Source organism: Rhodococcus sp. P4_B6 (genome assembly GCF_056402215.1).
This window is the reverse complement of record NZ_JBFUHV010000079.1, coordinates 1-22513: the sequence shown is the minus strand read 5'-3', so window position 1 is coordinate 22513 and position 22513 is coordinate 1. Positions and strand designations below refer to the sequence as shown.

The following is a 22513-nucleotide window of genomic DNA, read 5'->3' as shown; positions in this document are numbered from 1 at the left end:
TCACCCGGCGGCCTCGTCGAGGTGCCGGACGAAGAGGACGGCATCGAGTTCGCCGAGGCACGCGGGGTCGAGCGGGAAGTATGTGGAGTTGCTCGACGGGTCGGCGCGCTTCTGTGCGCCGCGGACGGCGTCCGCCATCGCCGCGGCAGGCACGAGACAACTCTCGCCGACCGCGAAGAGCAGATCCTCGAGGGTGCCCGGTGGCGGCTGTCCGATGCCGTGACCGGGCGCCTCACCGACCGCGGAACCGATGACCGTGTACGCGTCGCCGAACCGCAAGTCCAGGTGGGCGCCGGCGCACCACCAGTGCAGGTGCATTCCGGCGAGATCCCAGTGGGTTTCGCCCTTCAGCAGATGGCCGTTGTGGGCGAAGACGAATGTCGGCCCCCGATCCGCCTCCCTCCGCACCAGCGCGGACAGGTTGTCCGCCATGAGGGTGTCGCGGATCCCCAGAAGGCGGGCAATGCGGCGTGGGGAGTTCTCTGCCATTCCGGCGTGATAGCTGAGCAGGCGGGTGGCGACGCGACCGTGCAGTTCGGCCTCCCACCATTCGTCTCGCGTGCCCGCAGCGACGAGGCGAGGCGCCTCCGAGGCCAGCAGCGTCATCAGGTCGTCGGCGATCAGACGCAACTGTCCGGCCTCGGCGGTGGCACCGACGGATCGGGCCGGGTCCATGGCGACGGCCGGGTCGCTCCAGCGGTCGTCGTCGCCGATCAGGGCGGAGATCCGGTCCGGAGTGCAGGGCAGATCCCGCTCGTCGAGGTGGGTCCGCAGGTAGGTGTCGAGGAAGGTCAGGGCCTGCCGGGGGCTGTCGGCGGACGTCATCTCGATGGGGGCGTCGAAACCGAAGAACCGCACGTGCTCGCCCGCTTCGCGTCGGCTGTTGTGGTCGGCCATCCATCGGATCAGGTCGCGGTTGGCCCGGGACTCTCCGAAGCCGTGGCTGAAACCGTGTTCCATGACGTCGTCGAGTGGCACGCCGTTCGTGCCCCGCACGAAGGAGTCGACGAGTATCCCTTTCAGGCAACTGCTTTCGATCGCGATGGATCGATAGCCCTCATGTTCGACGAGGTATCGGAACATCTGATTGCGGAGCAGCAGAAAGCTCTCCTCCCCGTGCATGGGCTCGCCGAACCCGAGCAGGCGAGGAGCGGCGTCCAGGCGGCGAAGGAACGCGTCGAGGGCGGCAGTGACGCTCGGATCTCCCGGCGCCGAGAAACCGGCACCCGGGTCGTGGACGATGGACCGCACAGTCATGACCTGCTCCCACCCTCCTCGGACAGAAAGGGAACAGCGGCGTCGGAGAGGATGAGGGTGCCCTCCGACGCCGCTGAATCAGTGGGGTCAGTGCCTGACCGGGCAACCGCCTGACGCAGTCTTGTAATCGACCTGAAACTCCTTGATACCGTTGAGCCAGCCCGAGCGCAACCGCCGCGGATCTCCCAGCTTACTGATATCCGGCAGGTGATCCGCAATCGCATTGAAGATCAGGTCGATTTCGAGGCGGGCGAGGTTGGCTCCGAGGCAGAAGTGCGCGCCCGTACCGCCGAACCCGACGTGCGGGTTGTTCTCCCGCAGGATGTCGAATTTCTCGGGATTCTCGAATGCGTCCTCGTCGAAATTCGCGGAGCCGTACAGCATTACGACCCGCTGCCCCTTCTTCATGTGCACGCCGCCGAGCTCGGTGTCTTCCAGTGCGGTGCGCTGGAACGAGTTGACCGGGGTCGCCCACCGGACGATCTCGTCCGCCGCCGTCTTGGGACGCTCCTTCTTGTAGAGCTCCCACTGATCGGGATGGTCGAGGAACGCCATCATGCCGTGTGTGATGGCATTGCGGGTGGTCTCGTTGCYGGCGACCGCCAGCAGGATCACGAAGAAGCCGAATTCCTCGGGAGAGAGCTCATTTCCATCGATGTCCGCTTCGATCAGCGTCGTGACGATGTCGTCGGCGGGGCACTTCTTGCGCTCGTCCGCCATCTGGTACGCGTAGCCGAGGATCTCCATCGACGCGGCCTGTGGGTCGATGTCCAGTTCGGGGTCGTCGTAGCCCGTCATCTGGTTCGACCAGTCGAACACCTTCAGCCGATCCTCCTGCGGCACGCCGAGCAGTTCGGCGATCGCCTGCAGCGGAAGCTCACATGCCACCWGGGTGACGAAGTCGCCGGCCCCCGATTCGGCGGCCTCCTTCACGATCTTCTCGGCGCGCTCGGTGAGTTCTTCGCGCAGGCTGTTGATCGCGCGGGGTGTGAAGCCGCGGGAGACGAGTTTGCGGAGTTTCGTGTGCTCGGGAGCGTCTTTGTTGATGAGGATGAAGCGCTGCATCTCGATGTTCTCGCGCGGAATGTCGTCGGCGAAGCGCACGATCGCGGTGTTCTCGTGGGTGGAGAAGACGTCGCTGCGCCGCGACACCTCTTTGACGTCCTCGAGCTTGCTGACGACCCAGTAGCCGTCGTCGTGGAAGCCACCGATCTCCGGCGGCTGCGGGTTCCACCAGATCGGCGCAGTCTTCCGCAGTTCGGCGAACTCCTGGTAGGGGATGCGTTCTGCGTAGATGTCCGGGTCGGTGAAGTCGAAACCCTCTGGAAGATTGGGCTGCGCCACTGCTGTCTCCTGCCCTAAGCCATACACCACTCAGTGATGTGGAACACGTTCTACTAGCATTGAAGCACAAGCCGGGCGACTAGCAAAGGAAAGCTCAATCAGACCTTGCCCAGACAGCAGAACCTGTTCTATTTTCTGAGAACAAGGAAAGGAGCCCGCCGTGGGCACACCCGTCATCGTCGAGGCAGTTCGCACCCCCATAGGAAAGCGCGGTGGCTGGCTGTCCGGATTGCACGCCGCCGAGATCCTCGGCGCCGCTCAGCGGGGCATCCTCGACCGCTCCGGCATCGACCCCGACCTGGTGGAGCAGGTGATCGGTGGTTGCGTCACCCAGGCCGGTGCGCAATCGAACAACATCACCCGAACCGCGTGGCTGCACGCCGGACTGCCCTGGCAGGTCGGCGCCACCACGATCGACTGTCAGTGCGGCTCCGCGCAGCAGGCCAACCATCTGATCGCGGGCCTGATCGCCACGGACGCGATCGACGTCGGAATCGCCTGCGGCATCGAGGCCATGAGCCAGGTGCCGCTCGGGGCGAACGTCGGGGAGAACGCCGGCCCACGCAGGCCCGCCGACTGGGACATCGACATGCCCAATCAGTTCGAGGCCGCCGAGCGCATCGCCCGCCGCCGCGGAATCACCCGCGCCGACGTCGAAGCCCTCGGAGTGCGTTCGCAGGCCCGTGCCAAGCAGGCGTGGGACGAAGGACGCTTCGACCGGGAAGTGCTGCAGGTGGCGGCGCCCGTCGTCGACAAGGACGGCAACCTCACCGGGGAGACCCGGATCGTGACGCGCGATCAGGGTCTGCGCGACACCACCGCGGAATCGCTCGCCAGGCTGAAGCCCGTACTCGAGGGCGGCATCCACACGGCGGGCACCTCCTCGCAGATCTCCGACGGCGCCGCCGCCGTCATGCTCATGGACGAGGCCAGGGCGCGCGCCCTCGGCCTGAAACCGCGGGCCCGCATCATCTCCCAGGCGCTCGTCGGTTCCGAACCCGAATTCCACCTCGACGGACCTGTCCAGGCCACGGCGCGCGTCCTCGAACGCAGCGGCATGAAGATCGGCGACCTCGACCTGTTCGAGGTGAACGAGGCGTTCGCCTCGGTCCTGCTGTCGTGGGCGTCGGTGCACGAGCCCGACATGGACAGGGTGAACGTCAACGGCGGCGCGCTCGCACTCGGACATCCCGTGGGCAGCACCGGGTCCCGGCTCATCACGACGGCGCTGCACGAACTCGAGCGCACCGACGGGTCGACGGCCCTGATCACGATGTGCGCCGGCGGCGCACTGGCCACCGGCACCATCATCGAGCGGATCTAGGGCCGCCCGATGAATGCGCCCGCCCCCGCCCGACCCGAGCCAAATTCCCCTCGCTCCGCTCGACCCGAGCCAAATTCCCCTCGCTCCGCTCGACCCGAGCCAAATTCCCCTCGCTCCGCTCGACCGCCCGGTCTCGACTCGAAGTGGACGGCCTCCCTCATCAAGTGGATGTCGAAGATCAACGTCGTGCTGTACCGGCGGACGGGCGGGCGTCTGGGCAGCAAATGGCGCGTCGGCAGCGCCTTCCCGCGCGGGTTGCCCGTCTGCCTGCTCACCACCACCGGCCGTAAGAGCGGCGAGCCCCGGATCAGCCCGCTGCTGTTTCTCGAGGACGGCGACCGCATCATCCTCGTCGCGTCGCAGGGCGGCCTCCCGAAGCACCCGATGTGGTACCTCAACCTGCGCGCGAACCCGCAGGTGACCGTCCAGGTGAAGTCGCGGATCCGGCCGATGACCGCCCAGGTGGCGGACCCCGGGGAACGCGCGCGGCTGTGGCCGCGGCTCGTCGACATGTACGCGGACTTCGACAACTACCAGGCCTGGACGGACCGCACGATCCCCGTCGTCGTCTGCACACCCCGATAGCAGTTGTATGTACCGTCGGGTAACGCGTGCCATGTCGGAGGACTTCTTGCAGTATTGACGCGTACGGACTTGTAGGACGGCCGAGGGCGAGGAATTGCAGATGAGTACACAGGTTCAAGATCGGATACACGACCGTCGAGAGCTCACCGCGGTCCTGCTGCGCGCACTGGAGCAGCGGCACGAGGTTCTCGACGCCATCGTCGACAGTGAGGACCACGCCGAGGCCCTCACCACCGTCGCCGGGCTCCTCGAGACGACCGAGGCGTACGCGGAAGCCGTCCTCAACCTGACCTTTCGCCGTCTCACCAAGGTCGAGCGGCGCCGCATCCAGACGGAACTGAAGGACCTCGACGCCACGCTGGAGTGGACGTCGACGGACCGGCCTGCGAGCACCGGCCGGAACTTCCGCCTCCGCCCGTTCACCGAAACCGACGAGGACGCCGAACTGTTCCGGCGCCGCTGCGTCGAACAGGTCGACGACGCGGGCACGCAATGGTCCGAGGAGCGGGTCGAGAAGGAGCGCGCGGAGGGCCTGAGCCGGGTCGACGACGAGTCCGCCGCGTGGTTCGTGTGTGAGGACACCGAGGAGAACACGGCCGTCGGCATGGTGTTCGGCGAGTTGTCGGGACGCGAGGTCGACGTCGCGATCTGGATCTCCCCCGACGCCCGGAAGAAGGGCTACGGCACCGCGGCCGTGAAGCACAGCCGTCAGGAACTCGCCGCGGAGTTCCCGGGAACGGTCCTGGTCGTCCGCGCTCCCGCCTGACCCGCATGTGAGTGGCGAAGCGTGCGGGAGCACACTTCGCCACTCACGTGCGGTGGTCGGGGCCGCGCTGCTTGGTGACGCCCTGGGCCCAGCGGTAGTCGGGTTTGCCGCTCGGTGTGCGATGGACGGCGTCTTCCACCCACACCAGCCGCGGAATCTTGTAGCCTGCCAGGCTCTGCCGCACGTGCTGCTCGAGGCCGGCGAAGTCGACGCCCCGGCCGTCGCGTGCCTGCACGACCGCGGACACCCGGTGCCCCCACCGTTCGTCGGGGACGCCGACGACGATGGCGTCGTACACGTCGCGGTACGCCTTCACCGCGCTCTCCACCTCCTCGGCGAACACCTTCTCGCCGCCGGTGTTGATCACCATGTTGCCGCGACCGAGCAGGGTGATCGACCCRTCGGCCTCGATCCGCGCGCGGTCGCCGGTGACGACCACCGATCGTCCGTCGACCTCACGGAAGATCTCCCGGGTCTTCTCCGGGTCGTTGTAGTAGCCCAGCGGAACGTACCCGCCCTTGGCGAACCAGCCGTCGATCCCGGAGCCGGGTTCGACGGGACGCCCCGCGTCGTCGATCACCAGCGCGTACCGCCCCGCCGGGACCCGGGGACCACCCACCTGCTTCTCCCCCTTGGTGGCGAAACCGATTCCACCGAAACCGGTCTCGGACGCGCCGATCGAATCGGACACCAGCAGCCCCGGGAACGCCTCGAGGAACGCGTCCTTGATCACCGGGGAGAACAGCGCGGCTCCCGACGCGACCACACCGAGACTCGACGTGTCGGTCCGGGCCGGGTCGAGAGCCTCGATCAGCGGCCGTCCCATCGCGTCGCCGGTGATGATGAGGATCTGCACCCGGTGCCGCTCGACGAGGTCCCACGTCCGGTCGGCGTCGAATTTCAATTCCAGCAGCACCGTGTTCCCGCTGAACAGCGCGGTGAACGTCGGCATCATCGCGGCGGCGTGGATCAGCGGCGGCAACGCGAACCACAGCGTCGGCTCCCCCTGCGCCCCGACCCGCGACTGCTGGTACTCGTCGTCGATCGCCTCGCCGGTGTAGAAGTCGAGACCACCGGCGAGGACGCGCCAGATGGCCTCGTGCGTCCACACCACACCTTTCGGACGTCCGGTGGTGCCGCCGGTGTACATGATGAACAGGTCTTCGGAACTGCGTCCACCGAAGTCGCGGTCGCCGCTGCCGGACAGCGCCTCCTCGTACGGGACGGAGTCGCTGGGCACACCGGCGCCGCCGAGATCGTCCTCGACGACGACGGTGTGCCGGATTCTCGGCAGCGAGGGCAGGACCTCCGCGATGCGCGGCGAGTAGATCCGATGGTGGACCACGGCGTCGAGTTCCGCGTTGCCATACACGTAGGCGAGTTCGTCGCTGGTGTACCGGTAGTTGATGTTCACCGGAACCGCGCGAATCTTGTACGCCGCCACCAGCGTCTCCATGGTCTCGATGGAGTTGTGCAGGTGCACGCCGATGTGCGAACCGGCGGTCAGTCCTGCGTCCAGGAAGTGGTGGGCCAACCGGTTGGCGCGGTCCTCCAGTTCCCGGTACGTGACGCGGCGAGCGCCGCAGATCAGCGCCACCCGCTCCGGCATCACGTCGACGGAGTGCTCGAACAGATCTGCCAGGTTGTAGGCCACGGGAGTGTCCTCTCAGACGACGGTGAGTGGAAGGGGAATCCCTCGATCGGTGAAGGCGAAATCGGCCCCGGTGCTGAACCGGGTGAGCGCGACTTCGGGTGCCTCCTTCGCCGGCGGTTCACCGGTCACGACCTCCACCGTCAGCGCCGTGTCCGTCTCCTCGACCACCTGCACGGCGAACCGCGGCGACACCCCGCGCACCAGGGCCGTCAACGGCGCGAGATGCTCGCCGTCGATCATGGACGGCCACGCCCCGTCCTCCGACGCGCCGCACTCGCGGCCCAGGGTCAGCAGCAGTCGGTCGCCGAGGGCGATCGTGACGTCCACGTACTGACGGGGATTCAGCGCCGGGTGCACGGCGAGGACGACGGCCAGCCCCTCCAGATCCGCAGGCAGGCCCAGCGCGTTCCGGATCCGCTCCGACGTGAGGCCGGCGATTCCGGTGAGTTGTTTGCGGGCGATGTCGAGCGCGGCGCCGGCATCCGTGCGTGCCCGCACCGCGAGCAGGAAACCGAGCGTCAGCAGGTGCTGCTGCACGCACACCTCCTCCGCGATCCGGGTCAGCGCCGAATGGGAGAAGTCCGGGAACCGCAGGTCGGCGAGGAGCGCGCCCGCGTAGTCGTGCTGTCCCGGACCGCCGGTGTCGATCGGCGACAGCCCCACCGTCGCCGCCCGCGACTTCCCCACCGTCACCAGCCCTTCCGGGACCGGCGGTGGCTCGTTCGTGTCGTCGATGGTGACCGTCCAGAGGCAGTGCGGTGTCCGGTCCGCGGGCCGTCGCGGCGGACGGTGCACGGGCCGCACCTGCGCGTGCGGGTTGGTGGCCAGGGCGGTGGCGTCGAACGTCGGGTCCTCGATGTCGTGGCACATGGCCGTGACGTACTCGTCGCCCATCGGTTCGACGTCCATCAGCGCCCCGCAGTGATCCAGCCAGAATTCGCCGTGGTCGTGATCGGTGACGCGGTACCGGAAGTCCATGAACTGCGGCGGCGCACCGATGTCGAGTTGCAGGCCCTTGAAGATCGTCACGACGCCGTCGCCCTCGAACCCCAGCGCGCGTTGCATCCGCCGCGCGTAGATCGGGCTCGACGCCATCCATTCCTCGATCGCGACCTGCGTCATGCCCTCGCGGCCGAACGCCCCGATGAGGTGCGGCATCCCGGAGCGGTCGATGAGGTGACCGCACAGCAGCAGTTCCGGCACGAGGATCGCCAGATCCTCGCGGGACAGATCCGCGAACGACGCCGGAACCTTCACCGTGCTCACCACAGCGAGACCGGGGCCTTCCCGACCGGGTACCACCCCGGCAGCCGACCGGACGTCGCGCGCTGGATCCGCGCGTTCATGCCGTCGGACATCGCGTTGTTCGTGATCATTTCGAGGAACAGGCTCGAGACGTTGCCGAAGTCGAAGAAGTCACGCTGCCAGGACCATTGGAAGTTGCCGCCGTACCGAAACCAGCTGCCGCCGATCCCGGTGACCTGATAGTGGGTGCCGTCGTCGCGGGTGCGTTCGGACACCTGCTTCCAGAATCCGATGACGTCGCCGCTGCGGTCGTCGATGACGAACTGCTGATACGGATATTCCCAGCCCTCGAGGCCGTCCATTTCCTGCCCGAGCGCCAGGTCGCGAATCTCGTCCCGGCCGACGGCCATGAAGTCGTCCTTCGGCCCGTAGTTCCACCCGTACGTGGCGTCCTCGGTGTACATCTCGGCCAGCGGCTTCCAGTCGCCGAGCGACTCGCACCGCTTGTTCTCGTCCACCCAGCGCTGCACCATCTCGTCGAGTTCGGCGCGGTCGAAAGGGGCCATCAGGATTCTCCTTCTGAGTCGGTGTCCGCGACGATCCGCAGGGCCTGGGTCGGGCAGAAACGCACGGCGCTCTCGACCTCAGCGCGCTGATTCTCGGGTGGGTTGCTGTCGAGGATCTCGACCTTGCCGTGTTTGGGGACGACGAAGACGTCGGGTGCCTCCATCTCGCACACGGCATGGCCCTGGCACAGGTCGAGATCGGCTTCGACTTTCATCACGTGCTTCGCTTCCGGTACCTCACGGTGCAGGGCTGCTGCAGCTGCACCACCATCTTGCTGTGATCGTTGCGGTACGTCTCGGACGGTTGCGCCATCTCGAACTCCCAGTCCTGCAGGAGGATCGAGAAGATCGCCTTCAGCTGCATCAGCGCGAACGCCGCTCCGACGCAGCGGTGCCTGCCCGCGCCGAACGGAATCCATGTCCAGCGGTTGACGATGTCTTCCTGATTGGGGTCGATGTACCGCTCGGGATCGAACGTGTCCGGGTTCGGGAAGTCCTCCGCGATCCGGTTGGAGATCGCCGGCGTCGCCGCCACGAGATCATCCTCCGCGATCCGGTAGCCGCCGACCTCGAACTCGCCCCGCGCGACGCGCAGCAGGATGATCAGCGGAGGGTGCAGCCGGAGCGTCTCCTTCAGTACCGCTTCGAGTTTCGGGATCTGCCTGAGCGCTCCGAAGCTGATGTCGGAGCCGTCCGAGTACAGGTCGTCGAGTTCCGCGACCACCTGCTTCGCGTAGTCCGGGTGCCGCAACAGTTCGATCAGCGTCCAGGCCGCGGTGCCGGACGTGGTGTGATGCCCGGCGAACATCATCGAGATGAACATGCCGGTGATCTCGTCGGCGGTGAAGCGCTCGTTGCCGTTCTCGTCCTTGATCGAGACGAGCACGTCGAGCATGTCCCGACCCTCCTTGCCCTGCGGAGGATTCTGGATGCGCCCGGTCATGATGTCCTGGACGAGGGCCACCAACTGCACCCGCGCCTCGTCCCGCCTGCGGAAGCTCTCGATGTCGGCGTACGCGTCGACGTAGGCGATGGGGTCGGTGCCCTGCTCGAGTTCGTGGTACAGGTGCGCGAACCGGCCGTCGAGTTGTTCCCGGAACTTCGTGCCGATCAGGCAGGCCGAGGACGTGTAGATGGTCAGCTCCGCGAAGAATTCGAGCAGATCGATCTCGCCCTCGTCGCCCCACTGCGCCACCATCCGGTCGACCTCGTGGGCGATCGTCGCGGCGTGCCCCTTCATCTGCTCACCACGCAGCGCCTGGTTGTGCAGCATCTCCTTGCGACGCTCGGGACTCGCGTCGAACACGACCCCCTCGCCGAAGATCGGCTTCATGAACGGGTAGGCGGCCTGCTGGTCGAGATCCTCGTCGGTGGAGCGGAAGAAGAATTCGTTGGCCTCGGCGCCGGACAGCAACACCACCTTCTTGTCCGCGAGCTGGAAGACGCCGACGTTTCCGCATTCCTCCCGGACGCGGCGCATCAGCGCGATCGGGTCGGTGCGCAGCTCGTCGAGATGTCCGTGCTCGTGCTCACCGCCGGACACACGTTGCGGGGTAACCAGATTCATTCTCCATCCTTTCGCAGGGGCGCCTCGGGCTGCACCTCGATCAGCACCATGTGCGCGCCGCGGGGTGCACTGACGGCGGCGACGACGGCGTCGGCGATCGCGGAGGCGCGCAGGAAGTACGAGTGCCGGGCGAATCCCCATGTCGCCCAGTCTTCGAGGACGGGTCCGATGACCTCCTCGGTGGTGTTCATTCCCATCGACGTCTGGGTGGGCCCCGGCCGCACGACCGACGCCCGGACGCCGGTGCCTTCCAGTTCCATCCGCATCTGCCGGCCCATCATCTCGACACCGGCCTTCGCCGCGTTGTAGGCCCCCATCCGGGGCCGGGGCGAGTCCGCACAGTCGGAGCCGATCAGGACGAAGTCTCCGCGCCGGCGTTCGATCATGCCGGGAACGATGCGGTGCGCGAGACGCTGCGCCCCGACGAGGTGGACGTTGACCTGGTCCAGAAACTGCTCCGGGTCCATCTCGTGTGCGACGGAGAACTCGAGGTCGCCGGCTCCCGACAACGCGATCTCGGTGGGGCCGAGCGCGTTCTCCGCGGCGGTGACGAAGTCGTCGACCGACGCGGTGTCGGTGACGTCGAGGAAGTGCGCGAACGCTTCTCCCCCGTTGCTGCGGATCTTCTCCGCGATCTCCTCGCACTCCGCGACCCGGCGGGCGCCGAGCGCGACGGGGTGGCCTGCCTCGGCGAGCGCGTAGGCCGTCGCCGTGCCGATGCCCGACGACGCCCCGGCGACGATCGACGGCCGGCGCTGCGGATTGGGTTCGAACCTAGGCATCGCGGACCTGCACTTTCAGGGGAAGGGTGGCGAAACCACGGACGTTGGTCGAGTGGACCCGCACGCTGTTTGCCTCGTCGACGTCGTAATCGTCTATGCGGGAAACGAGTTCGGTGAGCGCGATCCGTGCTTCGAGCCGAGCCATGTGGGCGCCGAGGCAGAAGTGGGTGCCGCCGCCGAAGCTCGCCAGCTTGTTGGATGTGTCCCGGCCGATCCGGTATTCGTCGGCGTCCCCGAATACCGCCGAGTCGCGGTTCGCTGAGCCGATGAGGATCAGCACCTTGTCGCCGGCGGGGATCGTCCGGTCGTGGAAGTCCAAGTCGACGGCCGCCGTCCGCGCGACCATCTGGCTGGATGTGTCGAAGCGGAGCGTCTCCTCCACCCAGTCCGGCACCCGGCTCGCGTCCTCGAACACCTGCCTGGCCTCGCCCGGATAGCGGAACCCCCAGTAAAGCGCATTGCCGAGCAGCTTGGTGGTGGTCTCGTTGCCCGCCACCACCATCAGGAACATGAACGCGATGATCTCGTCGTCGGTGAGCCGGTCGCCGTCGATCTCCGCCTCGAGCAGCGCGGACGTCAGATCCTCGGTCGGCTTCCTGCGCCGCTCCGCCAGCATGTCGGCGTAGTAGCCGACGAGGTAGAGCGACGCCTCCATCGCCGCGTGCGGCACGTCGAGGACGCCCTCCTCGCGATGCACCACCAGATCGGCGAGGCGGCGGAGTTCGACGCGATCGGCCTCCGGTACCCCCATCAGTTCCGAGATCACGTCCATCGGCAGTTTGCCCGCGAACTCGGCGATCCAGTCGAACTCGCCCACCTCGAGTGCCGGGTCGAGGTACTGCCGGGTCAGGTCCAGGATCCGCCCCTCGAGTTCGTTCACCCGCCTCGGGGTGAACCCGCGGGACACCAACTGACGCATCCGCATGTGCCGCGGATCATCCAGTGCAAGAAAGGACATCGTCTTGTGGGCGTGCGGACCGTAGGCCGCCGGGTCGAGCGACACCCCGTTCGCGCTCGACAGGCGCTGGTTGTCGCGGAAGGCCGCGACGACGTCCTCGTGCCGGGACAACGCCCAGAAGTCGAGTTCCTCGTTGTAGTAGGCCGGTGCTTCTTCCCGCAGTCTTCGATACGTGACGTACGGGTCTTCGTGGAAGCCATAGTCGTACGGATTGAACGTCACCGGATTGTGTGACACCCCGGGCATCGAGGCTGCGGTCATGGCATCTACTCCAGAATCAGCTTGGCGGAAGTTTCGAGTCGATCGGCGAATTGGGCGTAGGACCCGTATCCCATTCCCGCGCGGACCAGGCCGCCGGCGTACAGCAGCTCCAGCGCCTCGAGGACGTCGGGATCGTGGCCGTCGCCCAGTGCGGTGGCGAGGCGATCACGGATCTCGAGCCCGATGCGGGCGCGGAGGTGCTCCACGTCGGGGTCGCGGCCGAGTAGCGCGTTGGTGACGGCTCCGGCGAGTTCGGGTTCGTCCGCCACCAGCAGGGCGATGTGGCGGAGCACGGCGACCACGCGTCCGGTGCGGTCGAGTCCCTCGTCCGCCGGCTGCGGTGCGGCGGCGAGACGCCGCCAGAAGACCTCGGCGACGAGGTGCTCCTTCGACGAGAAGTACGTGTAGGCCGTGGCGGGTGCGACCCCGGCGATCCCGGCCACCGAGCGGACGGTGAGCCCTGCGAAGCCCTCTTCACGCAGTACTTCGACGGCCGCCCTGGTGAGGCGGTCGACGGTGTCGGCCTGCTTCTCGGTCAGACGGCGGCGAGTGGACTCGAAATTCATACTACTGGACACGTGTCTGGACGCTACTACAGTTACCGCCGGGTGGCAACGAAAACCGGGGTCTCACACCGGACTGCGCGGGTGAATCCGCACGGGCATCGTCTTGATGCCGCTGATGAAATTCGACCGCAGCCGGGACACCGGCCCGGTGGGTTCCACGTGGTCGATCCGCGCGGCGAGGGTCTCGAACAGAATCCTCAGTTCGAGTCGCGCCAGGTGCGCACCGAGGCAGAAGTGCACCCCGCTTCCGCCGAACGCGATCTGCGGGTTGGGACTCCGGCCGATGTCGAACCGGTACGGTTCGTCGAATACCGCCTCATCCCGGTTCGCGCTCGGGTAGTAGATCACCACCTTGTCGCCGGCCCGAACCAACTGGTCGCCGATGTACACGTCCCGGGTGGCGGTGCGCCGGAAATCCATCACCGGGGTCACCCACCGCAGGATCTCCTCCACCGCGCTCGCGACCAGTTCGGGCTCGGACTGCAGTCGCCGCCACTGATCGGGATGGTCGATGAACGCCTGCATCCCACCGGCGGTCGCGTTGCGCGTCGTCTCGTTCCCCGCCACCACGAGCAGGACGAAGAACATGTTGAATTCCATCTCGGTGAGCGTGTCGCCGTTCTCGTCCGGCTGCACGAGTGTGGTGACGATGTCGTCCCGCGGCTCGATGCGGCGTTGCGCGGCAAGCTCGTTCGCGTACAGGAAGATCTCGGCCGCAGCCATCTCCCCGTCGGCCTGGGTGGTGCCGTACTCGGGATCGTCGAAGCCGATCATCCGGTTGGACCAGTCGTACAGCCTGTCGACGTCCCCGGGCGGCGCACCCAGCAGTGCCGCGATGACCTCGAGCGGTAGCGGCGCCGCCGCCTCGGGGACGAAGTCGACGTCACGCGCCTCGAGGAGTCGGTCGACGATCCGGGTGCAGATGTCGCGGATGTGGCCCTCGAGCACCTTCACCGTGCGCGGGGTGAATCCGCGGCTGACCAGGTGCCGCAACCGGGTGTGGTCGGGCGGGTCGAGGTTGACGAGCATGGCGGCCTGCTTCGCGCGGGTCTGCTCGTCGAAGTCGTCGATCTGGGTGGTGCCCACCGCCGACGAGAAGGTCGCGCTGTCGCGGGACACGGCGACGACGTCGGCGTGCCTGGTCACCGCCCAGAATCCGGTGCCGTTCTCCTCGGGTTGCCAGTAGACGGGTTCGCTCGACCGCAGGTGGTCGAAGAACGCGTAGGGCACTCCCTCGGTGTAGACATCGGGGGATTTCAGATCAATCCGAGATGCGGTCATTCACTGCTCCTCGATCGATAAACGAATGTGATGCGTCTTAAACTACACACTTTCATTTAGAATGGAAGACCGTATGCTGAGGCCATGGCGAAAGGACAGAACGCACCGATCCGACGTCGCACCCTCACCCGAGACAAGGTCGTCGATGCCGCCATCGAGATCATCGACGAACTCGGCTGGGAGCAACTGTCGATGACGAGCCTCTCGGCCCGGCTGAACGTCGTCACCGCCTCGCTGTACAACCACGTCCGCAACCTCGACGACATCCGCGGCGCCGTTCAGGTGCGCACCATGACAGAACTCGGCGCGCACCTGCGCGAAATCGCCATGGGCCGAACCGGTCCCGACGGCCTCCGCGCCCTCGTCGACGCGCACCGCGCCTGGGCGACCGCACATCCGCACCGGTACCAGACACTCACCACCAGCCCCGTCGACCGGGACGCCTTCATCTCCGCCGCACTCGACGCCAACACGGCACTACGCACAATGCTGGCGTCGTGCGGACTGCCACCCGAAGACACCCTCGACGCCGCCGTCAGCGTCTTCGCCGCCATGCACGGCTTCGTGATGCTGGTGAACACCGACTTCCTCGGCAACGAACTGGATCTGGACGCGATCTACGAATCCGTACTGCGCGGAGCACTCTCCAGCGTCGGGTGGCCGGAGCGCACGTCCACACGGTCCTGACAGCAGCGCGCGAGCATGTCCACCGACCGGGAGTGCCCGCAATTCACCAAAACCATTCCGATCGGTCGCTTTTTGCTGCACCATTCACAGAGGACGACCCACGCCCCGACGAACAGGACACCAGGATGCGCACGATCGCCCGCACCACCCTCCTCGCCGCAGCGACCATCCCCCTGGCCATCGCCGCAGCCCCGGCATCGGCCGCGGAAGCCACCGATGTCACCTACGCCTTCGGCGTCGACGGATCGACCGTCACCAACACGATCACCAACAACACCGGTGCCACCATCGGCTGCACGACCTCGCTCGCCCTCGCCCCCGACGGCGTGCTCCCACCGGTTGCCGAAGTCGTCGGCCCCGGACAGTCCCTCTACCAGCACGACGACATACCACCCGGGACCACCACCCAGTCGGTGCTCGACGTCCCCGACGGCTCCTATGTCGCACTCGCCTCCTGCGGGCGGGAGGGCAACGCCCCGGCCCTGTGGGTGTCCGACTACCCCGGCATCGAGCAATTCCTGGTCCAGTTCCCGATGACCGCCTACACCGTGGAGCAAGCATCCTCGGTGGTCACCGTGCCGAGCGTCGCCCCCGCGCCACCCGCCGCCGCCATCCCCGACGCGGGAGATCTGGGCAAAATCTTCGGCAGCTGACCGCATTTCGTCACTGGAAGACGGCACTCATCGTCCGCAGCGGAGGCAAGGAAGGGGGAGGGACCACGACCGGCCATTGCCCCGCAACCACGGCACAGGCATCGCTATCACTGAATTATGTTGTACGGGAACAGTTCCGATAAACCACGACACCCCCGGGTCCGACCCGGGGGTGTCGTGGTTCAGGCTCAGCTTTGCACGGCCTCCAGCGCGCTGTTCAACGTCGCGCTCGGACGCATCACAGCGGCGGTCTTGTCGCCGTCCAGCTTGTAGTAGCCGCCGATGTCGACCGCGGTTCCCTGCACCTCGATGAGCTCCCGCACGATGGTGTCTTCGTTCTCGTCCAGCGCCTGGGTGAGCGTGGCGAAGCGTTCCGCCAGTTCCTTGTCCTCGCTCTGCGCGGCAAGTTCCTGCGCCCAGTACTTCGCGAGGTAGAACTGGCTGCCCCGGTTGTCGAGCTCACCGGTCTTGCGCGACGGGTTCTTGTTCTCGTCGAGCAGCTTGCCGGTGGCCGCATCGAGCGTCTTGGCCAGGATCTTCGCGCGCTCGTTGTCGGTCTTGGTGCCGAGTTCTTCCAGGCTGACGGCCAACGCCAGGAACTCACCGAGCGAATCCCAGCGCAGGTGGTTCTCCTCCACCAGCTGCTTGACGTGCTTGGGCGCCGAGCCGCCGGCACCCGTCTCGTACATGCCGCCACCGGCCATCAGCGGCACGATGGACAGCATCTTCGCGCTGGTGCCGAGTTCCAGGATCGGGAACAGGTCGGTGAGGTAGTCGCGCAGAATGTTGCCGGTCGCGGCGATGGTGTCCAGCCCACGGATCAGGCGTTCCAGGGTGTACCGCATCGAACGCACCTGCGACATGATCTGGATGTCGAGGCCCTCGGTGTCGTGATCCTTCAGGTACAGGTTGACCTTCTTGATCAGCTCGTTCTCGTGCGGGCGGTACGGGTCGAGCCAGAACAGGACCGGCATGCCGGAGTTGCGTGCCCGGGTGACGGCGAGCTTGACCCAGTCGCGGATCGGCGCGTCCTTGACGGTGCACATGCGCCAGATGTCGCCGGCCTCGACGTGCTGGGTGAGCAGCACCTCACCGGTCTCGACGTCCACGAAGTTGGCGTCGCCCTCCTCCGGAATCTCGAAGGTCTTGTCGTGCGAGCCGTACTCCTCGGCCTTCTGCGCCATGAGCCCGACGTTGGGGACGGTGCCCATGGTCGTCGGGTCGAATGCGCCGTTGGTCTTACAGAAGTTGATGATCTCCTGGTAGATGCGCGCGAACGTGGACTCCGGCATCACGGCCTTGGCGTCCTTGGGCCGTCCGTCCGCGCCGTACATCTTGCCGCCGGAGCGGATCATCGCGGGCATCGAGGCGTCCACGATCACATCGCTGGGCGAGTGGAAGTTCGAGATGCCACGGGCGGAGTCGACCATGGCCAACTCGGGACGGTGCTCATGGCAGTCGTGCAGGTCCTGGATGATCTCCTCGCGCTGCGTGCTGGGCAGCGTCTCGATCTTGTCGTAGAGGTCACCGAGGCCGTTGTTGACGTTGACGCCCAGTTCGTCGAACAGCGCCTGATGCTTGGCGAAGGCATCCTTGTAGAACGTCTTCACCGCGTGGCCGAAGACGATGGGGTGCGATACCTTCATCATCGTCGCCTTGACGTGGAGCGAGAACATGACGCCCGTCTTGCGCGCGTCCTCCATCTGCTCCTCGTAGAAGTCGAGCAACGCCTTCTTGCTCATGAACATGCTGTCCATGATGTCGCCCTCGCCCAGGTCCACCTCGGGCTTGAGGACGATCGTCTCGCCGGCCTTCGTGACCAGTTCCATCCGGACCTTGCGCGCCCGGTCCAGCGTCACCGACTTCTCGGAGTGGTAGAAGTCGCCGTGCCGCATGTGTGCGACGTGGCTGCGCGATGCCATCGACCACTCGTCCATGCTGTGCGGGTGCTTGCGGGCGTACTGCTTGACGGCCCGGGGTGCGCGACGGTCGGAGTTGCCCTCACGCAGGACCGGGTTTACGGCGCTGCCGAGGATCTTGCCGTAGCGCTGACGGATATCGCGCTCCTCGTCGGACTTGGGGTCGTCCGGGAAGTCGGGAATCTTGTAGCCCTTGCCCTGCAGTTCCTTGATGGCGGCCAGGAGTTGCGGCACGGACGCGCTGATGTTGGGCAGCTTGATGATGTTCGTCTCGGGCAGCTGCGTCAGGCGACCCAGCTCGGCGAGGTTGTCGGGGACGCGCTGCTCTTCGGTGAGGTTCTCGGGGAACTCGGCCAGGATCCGCGACGCCACGGAGATGTCGCTGGAGTCGATCTCGATGCCCGCGGCACCGGCGAAGGTCCGCACGATCGGCAGGAAGGCGTAGGTCGCGAGCAGCGGCGCCTCGTCGGTCAACGTGTAGATGATGGTCGGCGGCTTATGGGCGCTCATTGTTGTTGTTCTCCCGCGTCAGTTCGGTTAAATTTCACAGGTTCAGCGTGCAGCTATCGGATCGCGACGACTATCAGGTTACGTTGCGGCATCGCCGGCGACTTGTTCGAGCACCGCTACCCGCGAGTAACAAACCGCGCTACTGACGCGCGCTCTCACGCCGTGATTCGCGGCCTACTTCTCCAGCGCCTCGTCGATCAGCTTCCTCTGTTCCTGGGCGTGGCGTTTGCTCGAGCCCGTCGCCGGGGCGGCGGACGCCGGGCGCGACACGAGGCCGAGGCGACGCGAGCCGATGGTCCCGAGTTCGCTGAGGAGGAACGTCCAGGCACCCTGGTTTCTCGGCTCTTCCTGCACCCATACCAGTTCGGCGTTGGGGTAGGAGCCGACGACGTCGGCCAGCTCCGTTTCGGGCAGCGGGTAGAACTGTTCGATTCTCACCAGCGCGATCTGCGGATCCGGAGACGTGGCGAGCCTGTCGCGCAGCTCGTAGTACAGCTTCCCTGTCACCAACAGCACGCGGCGGACGGCGGCTTTGTCGATCGCCCGCTGATCGTCGATGACGGGTTCGAACGTGCTGCCGGTGAAATCGGCCAGGGCGCTGGTCGCGCCACGCATACGCAACATCGACTTCGGGGTGAACACGATGAGCGGCTTGCGTGGGTGAGCGTATGCCTGACGGCGGAGGAGGTGGAAGTACGACGCGGGCGTCGACGGCTGCGCCACCGTCATATTGTTCTCCGCGCAGAGCTGCAGGAAGCGTTCGATGCGCGCCGAGGAGTGATCCGGTCCGCTGCCTTCGTAGCCGTGCGGCAGCAGCAACACCAGCGAGGACTGCTGTCCCCATTTCTGGTCGGCCGAGCTGATGAACTCGTCGATGACGATCTGGGCGCCGTTCGCGAAATCGCCGAACTGCGCCTCCCACAGAACCAGCGCGTCGGGCCGTTCCACCGAGTAGCCGTACTCGAATCCCATGACGGCGTACTCACTGAGCAGCGAGTCGTAGATCCAGAACCGACCCTGACCCTCCGCAATGTCGGTGAGCGGGAACCATTCCTGACCATTGCCGCGGTCGTGAAGCACCGCGTGGCGTTGGACGAACGTGCCGCGGCGACTGTCCTGACCGGTCAGCCGGACCGTTGTCCCCTCCACCAACAATGAGCCGAATGCCAGGAGCTCGGCGAAGGCCCAATCGATGTTCCCGTCGCGGCTCATCTCCACTCGTTTGTCGAGCAGCTGTTGCAACTTCGGGTGGACGGTGAAGCCTGGCGGCCGCTTGTCGAAGGCATCTCCGACGAGGGCGATCACGCCGGGACTCACCCCGGTTCCGTGGGGCCTGGTCGGTGCTTCGGGTTCGGAAGCAGGCGTCCTCGCCGGTGCGCCGATCGTGGTTGTCGAGGAGTCCGGCACGAGGTCGTGCTGTCCGGCACGAGTCTCGGCGAAGGCGTTCTCGAGCCGACCACGGAAGTCCCGGTTGGCCTGCTCGTACTCCTCGATCGTGATGTCACCCCGCCCGATCAGCGCCTCGGTGTACAGGGTCCGGACGCTGCGCTTGGTCGCGATGAGATCGGACATGTGCGGCTGTGTCATCGACGGATCGTCGGCTTCGTTGTGCCCACGCCGGCGGTAGCAGACGAGGTCTATGACGACCTCGCGATGGAACTTCTGGCGGTAGGCGAACGCGAGTTCCGCGACCCGGACGACTGCCTCGGGATCATCGCCGTTGACATGGAAGATCGGCGCCTGAATCGTCTTGGCGACATCCGTCGAGTAGACAGAACTCCGTGCCTCACCCGGCAGGGTCGTGAAGCCCACCTGGTTGTTGATATTGATACGGATCGTGCCGCCCGTGCGGTAGCCACGCAGCTGTGACATCTGCATGGTCTCGCCGACGACACCCTGACCGGCCATCGCCGCGTCGCCGTGGATGATGATCGGCAAAGTCGGGAACGTGCCGGCCGGGCTCCGGTCCTGCCGGGCCCGCACGATGCCCTCCAGCACACCGTCGACCGCGTCGAGATGGGAAGGATTCGCCCCGACATAGACGGGGATCGTCTCGCCATCGGCGCCGGTGAAGATTCCCTCGGTACCCGGGTGGTATTTCACGTCCCCCGAGCCGTCGAAGGTATCGGAAAGATCGGTGCCCTCGAACTCGTGGAATACCTGACCGTAGGTCTTGCCTGCGATGTTCGTGAGCACGCTGAGTCGTCCGTGGTGCGCCATCGCGATGGCCACATCGTCGAGACCACTCTCGGCGGCCGCATGCATGATCGCGTCCAGCAAGGGGATCGTCGACTCTCCGCCTTCGAGACTGAACCGCGTCTGGCCGATGTACTTCGTCTGGAGGAAGGTCTCGAAGGCTTCCGCTTCATTGAGCTTGCCCAGGATCCGCAGTTGCTGATCGTGGGTCGGCTTCGAATAGGGCCGCTCGACCCGGTTCTGGATCCACGCGCGTTGCTCCGGATCCTGGATGTGCATGTACTCGATGCCGACGGTGCGGCAATAGGCGTCACGCAGAACACCGACGATGTCGCGGAGTTTCATCTGCCGCCGGTCGCCGCCGAAGTCACCGGTGACGAACTCCCGGTCCAGGTCCCAGAATGTGAGCCCATGACTTTCCACATCCAGATCGGGGTGTGACCTCTGGACGTACTCCAGAGGGTCGACGTCGGCCATCAGGTGACCACGGGTGCGAAACGCATCGATGAGTTGCTGTACACGCGCTGTCTTGTCGACCGCGCTCGTCGGATCCACCCTGATGTCGGGTGCCCAATGGATCGGTTCATAGGGGATTCGCAAGGCCGCGAAGATCGCTTCGTAGAACCGATGCTGCCCGATGAGGAGTTCATGGACTCGCCCGAGGAATTCGCCGGAAGCCGCGCCCTGGATGACGCGGTGATCGTAGGTGCTGGTCAGGGTGACGGTTTTGCCGATGGCGAGATCGGCAAGGGTCTGTTCGCTGGCCCCGTGGAACTCCGCCGGATATTCCAGGGCGCCCGCACCGATGACACAACCCTGGCCCTTCATCAGGCGGGTGATCGAATGCTCTGTCCCGATGCCGCCGGGGTTGGTCAACGACAGCGTCGTATCGGCAAAATCCTCGACGGTCAACGCGTTGCTTCGCGCCTTGACGATGAGAGCCTCGTACGCCTCCAGGAATTCACCGAAACTCATGTCGTCTGCGCGCTTGATGTTCGGGACGACAAGGAATCTCGATCCATCGGGTTTCGCGACGTCGACGGCGATCCCGAGGTTCACGTGCTCAGGTGTCACGGCGAACGGCTTGCCGTCCACTTCGGCGTACGACACGTTCTGGCTCGGAAAATCCTTCAGGGCCTGTACGAGCGCCCAGCCGATCAGGTGCGTGAAACTGACCTTGCCCCCACGCGCCCGGGTCATGTGGCTATTGATGACGATGCGATTGTCGATCATCAGCTTCGCGGGGATCGTGCGGACGCTCGTCGCGGTCGGAATACTCAGGCTGGCGGTCATGTTGGTGACCAGAGACCTGGCCATCCCGCGAATCGCGGCCGTGGTCGTTCTGCCGTCGGCCGCCTCGGCCGGTGGCGCAGAGAATGTGGCCGCCTGCGCCGGGTTCGGCGGAATCGATGCCGCCGCCTCGGTCATGGTCTTCGGTCCGATCACGGTGACTGACACAGCCGATCTCCTACTTCACGTCTGTTCGCTTCGATACGTTTCTGCCGGAACGCAATTGGGTCGGCCTGGACCTGCGTCGGCTACGTCTTCCGGCTCGAACTTCGACGGTCTGCCGGATGCTCCTTGCTTCTCAGCATAGAACTATTTTGTACCTTGCGGTCAAATACTCGGTGTGCGGTGTGTCACTCGCACCCTCGGATGCGTTCGTGCCTGTTCGTCACGGACACCCCGACACCGGAACCGTGGGTGCGGGTTCCGGATCGGGGTGCTCGGGTGGATTCTCGCTAGTCGGTGACGCCTTCTGCGCGAGCAGCGGCGGCGACTGCCTCCGCGACAGCGGGGGCGACACGAGGATCGAGCGGGCTGGGAACGATCTTGTCCACAGCCAACTCGTCACCGACGACCGAGAGGATCGCCTCGGCGGCGGCGAGTTTCATGCCCTCGGTGATGCGCCGGGCGCCGGCATCCAGGGCACCCTTGAACACACCGGGGAAGGCCAGCACATTATTGATCTGGTTCGGGAAATCCGAGCGCCCGGTGGCGACGATCGCCGCATGCCTGCGGGCGACGTCGGGGTGGATCTCCGGGTCCGGGTTCGACAGTGCGAACACGATGGAGTTCTCCGCCATGGTCGCGATCAACTCCTCCGGCACGGTGCCCGCGGAGACACCGAGGAACACGTCCGCGCCGTCGAGGGCCTGGGCGACGCCGCCGCGGCGGGCGGCCGGGTTGGTGCGGGCGGCCAGGTCGACCTTGATCTCGTTGAGGTCGGTGCGGTCGGCCGAGACGATGCCCTTCGAGTCCAGGACCGTCACGTCCGCGATCCCGGCGGCGAGCAGGATGTTCGCGCACGCCACACCGGCGGCGCCGGCACCGGAGATCACCACGCGCAACCCACGGATGTCCCGGTCCTGGACCTTGACCGCACCCTTCA

The 22513-nt window shown here is 66.1% G+C and carries 19 protein-coding genes; 5 read left to right on the top strand and 14 right to left on the bottom strand.

All coding sequences use genetic code 11. The features are described from left to right. Positions 1 to 1257: an erythromycin esterase family protein gene (locus AC1DWT_RS29795; RefSeq protein ID WP_095863229.1), complete on the bottom strand. Its 1257-nt coding sequence runs from the start codon at positions 1255 to 1257 to the stop codon at positions 1 to 3. A gap of 87 nt (positions 1258 to 1344) precedes the next feature. Then, the gene (locus AC1DWT_RS29790) at positions 1345 to 2601 is read right to left on the bottom strand and encodes a cytochrome P450 (RefSeq protein WP_477923366.1); all 1257 of its coding nucleotides are present in this window, start codon (positions 2599 to 2601) and stop codon (positions 1345 to 1347) included. A 160-nt stretch (positions 2602 to 2761) separates the two neighbouring features. On the opposite strand from AC1DWT_RS29790, the gene AC1DWT_RS29785 reads away from it, so the two are divergent. The 3 genes from AC1DWT_RS29785 to AC1DWT_RS29775 all read left to right on the top strand — a co-directional run bounded on the left by AC1DWT_RS29785 (position 2762) and on the right by AC1DWT_RS29775 (position 5276). Next, positions 2762 to 3925 carry a steroid 3-ketoacyl-CoA thiolase gene (locus AC1DWT_RS29785; protein ID WP_072947852.1) on the top strand — a complete coding sequence of 388 codons (1164 nt, stop codon included), beginning with the start codon at positions 2762 to 2764 and terminating at the stop codon, positions 3923 to 3925. 168 nt (positions 3926 to 4093) lie between these two features. After that, positions 4094 to 4510 carry a nitroreductase family deazaflavin-dependent oxidoreductase gene (locus AC1DWT_RS29780; protein WP_174705562.1) on the top strand — a complete coding sequence of 139 codons (417 nt, stop codon included), beginning with the start codon at positions 4094 to 4096 and terminating at the stop codon, positions 4508 to 4510. Positions 4511 to 4610: 100 nt separating this feature from the next. Continuing rightward, positions 4611 to 5276 (top strand): GNAT family N-acetyltransferase, encoded by a 666-nt coding sequence (locus tag AC1DWT_RS29775; protein ID WP_072947847.1) that lies wholly within the window; start codon positions 4611 to 4613, stop codon positions 5274 to 5276. A gap of 43 nt (positions 5277 to 5319) precedes the next feature. Here the strand turns inward: AC1DWT_RS29775 and AC1DWT_RS29770 are convergent, their stop codons facing one another. The 9 genes from AC1DWT_RS29770 to AC1DWT_RS29730 form a co-directional block, all read right to left on the bottom strand. Further along, positions 5320 to 6930 (bottom strand): acyl-CoA synthetase, encoded by a 1611-nt coding sequence (locus tag AC1DWT_RS29770; protein ID WP_477923361.1) that lies wholly within the window; start codon positions 6928 to 6930, stop codon positions 5320 to 5322. Positions 6931 to 6942: 12 nt separating this feature from the next. Continuing rightward, positions 6943 to 8199 carry a hypothetical protein gene (locus AC1DWT_RS29765; RefSeq protein ID WP_095863226.1) on the bottom strand — a complete coding sequence of 419 codons (1257 nt, stop codon included), beginning with the start codon at positions 8197 to 8199 and terminating at the stop codon, positions 6943 to 6945. Further along, a complete protein-coding gene (locus AC1DWT_RS29760) occupies positions 8193 to 8741 on the bottom strand; it encodes a hypothetical protein (RefSeq protein ID WP_095863225.1) in 549 nt (182 codons plus the stop codon). Before AC1DWT_RS29760 ends, AC1DWT_RS29765 begins: the two co-directional genes overlap by 7 nt. After that, a complete protein-coding gene (locus AC1DWT_RS29755) occupies positions 8741 to 8956 on the bottom strand; it encodes a ferredoxin (protein ID WP_095863224.1) in 216 nt (71 codons plus the stop codon). The genes AC1DWT_RS29760 and AC1DWT_RS29755 overlap by 1 nt, the downstream gene beginning before the upstream one ends. Beyond that, positions 8956 to 10308, bottom strand: a complete 1353-nt coding sequence (locus tag AC1DWT_RS29750) for a cytochrome P450 (RefSeq protein ID WP_095863223.1) — start codon at positions 10306 to 10308, stop codon at positions 8956 to 8958. Before AC1DWT_RS29750 ends, AC1DWT_RS29755 begins: the two co-directional genes overlap by 1 nt. Further along, on the bottom strand, positions 10305 to 11090 hold the full coding sequence (locus AC1DWT_RS29745; protein WP_095863222.1) for an SDR family oxidoreductase: 786 nt from the start codon (positions 11088 to 11090) through the stop codon (positions 10305 to 10307). The genes AC1DWT_RS29750 and AC1DWT_RS29745 overlap by 4 nt, the downstream gene beginning before the upstream one ends. Continuing rightward, positions 11083 to 12309, bottom strand: a complete 1227-nt coding sequence (locus AC1DWT_RS29740) for a cytochrome P450 (RefSeq protein WP_477923360.1) — start codon at positions 12307 to 12309, stop codon at positions 11083 to 11085. The genes AC1DWT_RS29745 and AC1DWT_RS29740 overlap by 8 nt, the downstream gene beginning before the upstream one ends. Before the next feature lie 5 nt (positions 12310 to 12314). Beyond that, positions 12315 to 12875, bottom strand: coding sequence for a TetR/AcrR family transcriptional regulator (locus AC1DWT_RS29735; RefSeq protein WP_072947826.1), 561 nt, complete (start codon positions 12873 to 12875; stop codon positions 12315 to 12317). 63 nt (positions 12876 to 12938) lie between these two features. Beyond that, on the bottom strand, positions 12939 to 14156 hold the full coding sequence (locus tag AC1DWT_RS29730) for a cytochrome P450 (protein WP_477923359.1): 1218 nt from the start codon (positions 14154 to 14156) through the stop codon (positions 12939 to 12941). Between the two features lie 84 nt (positions 14157 to 14240). Here AC1DWT_RS29730 and AC1DWT_RS29725 point away from each other — a divergent pair, with 84 nt between their 5' ends. Then, positions 14241 to 14843 carry a TetR/AcrR family transcriptional regulator gene (locus AC1DWT_RS29725; protein ID WP_072947822.1) on the top strand — a complete coding sequence of 201 codons (603 nt, stop codon included), beginning with the start codon at positions 14241 to 14243 and terminating at the stop codon, positions 14841 to 14843. A gap of 125 nt (positions 14844 to 14968) precedes the next feature. Continuing rightward, entirely contained in the window at positions 14969 to 15496 is a 528-nt protein-coding gene (locus AC1DWT_RS29720) for a hypothetical protein (RefSeq protein WP_072947819.1), read from the top strand. A 188-nt stretch (positions 15497 to 15684) separates the two neighbouring features. Here AC1DWT_RS29720 and AC1DWT_RS29715 read toward each other — a convergent pair whose 3' ends face one another. The 3 genes from AC1DWT_RS29715 to AC1DWT_RS29705 all read right to left on the bottom strand — a co-directional run. Further along, positions 15685 to 17925: an NADP-dependent isocitrate dehydrogenase gene (locus tag AC1DWT_RS29715; RefSeq protein WP_072947817.1), complete on the bottom strand. Its 2241-nt coding sequence runs from the start codon at positions 17923 to 17925 to the stop codon at positions 15685 to 15687. Between the two features lie 174 nt (positions 17926 to 18099). Continuing rightward, positions 18100 to 21579 carry a multifunctional oxoglutarate decarboxylase/oxoglutarate dehydrogenase thiamine pyrophosphate-binding subunit/dihydrolipoyllysine-residue succinyltransferase subunit gene (locus AC1DWT_RS29710; protein WP_477923356.1) on the bottom strand — a complete coding sequence of 1160 codons (3480 nt, stop codon included), beginning with the start codon at positions 21577 to 21579 and terminating at the stop codon, positions 18100 to 18102. Between the two features lie 284 nt (positions 21580 to 21863). After that, positions 21864 to 22513: malic enzyme-like NAD(P)-binding protein (locus tag AC1DWT_RS29705; RefSeq protein ID WP_477923354.1), on the bottom strand; the 650-nt coding region annotated here is incomplete at its 5' end.